The following is a 939-nucleotide window of genomic DNA, read 5'->3' on the forward strand; positions in this document are numbered from 1 at the left end:
CAATTGGACTATCTCGATCTTTACCTGATTCACTGGCCAGCCAATGAAACACAATTTGCAAACTGGGCAGACATCAATGCGGACACCTGGCGAGCTTTTGAGCATCTGTATCAACAGGGAAAAATAAAAGCGATCGGTGTGAGTAATTTCCCAAAAGACTACCTCGCCAAATTATTGGAGTCAGCGACAATCGTACCTGCCGTGAACCAAATTGAATTTCATCCGGGTTATCTTCAGAAAGATACCGTGGCGCTCTCCCAATCCAATGACATCCTTGTTCAGGCTTGGTCACCCCTGGGTTCGGGCAGAATATTAAAGGATGAAACACTCGTTGCACTGGCTGAGGAAAAGAATACAAGTGTTGGACAAATCTGTATCAAATTTGCCTTATCTCAGGGCATCTTGCCGCTGCCAAAATCAACCAATCCCGATAATATAAAACGAAATTTAGCTATCGACGATTTTGAGCTGACAGCAAGCGATATCAAAACTATCCTCGATTTACCTGAAATGGGGTTTTCCGGATCGGACCCTAAAAAAGTCGCTTTTTAAGAGCGGTAATACAAAATTTATGGAGTCGCTCTAAGGCTGCTCCATAAATTCTATATTGCAGCAAATTCTATATTGCAGCGCTTCCAGCGCAAAAGAAACTGATTGTCCCTTTTTCTTAAACAGTATATAACAATTTTTTGCTATTATAGCGGTAAAGTTGCCTACGCTATTCCTAACTTTTTTATTGAAAAGATGAATGAAATAGAACTTATAGATCAATCGGAACTTCCTGCGCAGGGAGAAGACTACTACTATCACCTCTTATGGACGACTTGTATCCTGCTGTATAGAGGCTCTATTCAGGTCAATAGCAATGGTACCGCCACCGATCTTCAAGCTGGCAATATCCTCTTTATCGGATACAATAAGTACTACAGCTTTACAGCA

At 41.5% G+C, this 939-nt stretch carries 2 protein-coding genes; both read left to right on the forward strand.

The genetic code is table 11. The features are described from left to right. The coding region (locus B2X72_RS08410; RefSeq protein WP_286849090.1) for an aldo/keto reductase at positions 1 to 552 on the forward strand (552 nt) is incomplete at its 5' end. 192 nt (positions 553 to 744) lie between these two features. Then, positions 745 to 939, forward strand: a 195-nt coding sequence (locus B2X72_RS08415) for a hypothetical protein (protein ID WP_286849093.1), incomplete at its 3' end; no start/stop codon positions are given.

Origin of the sequence: Sphingobacterium sp. UBA7253, assembly GCF_002472745.1 — a bacterium.
In the GTDB taxonomy this organism is placed as follows: domain Bacteria; phylum Bacteroidota; class Bacteroidia; order Sphingobacteriales; family Sphingobacteriaceae; genus Sphingobacterium; species Sphingobacterium siyangense.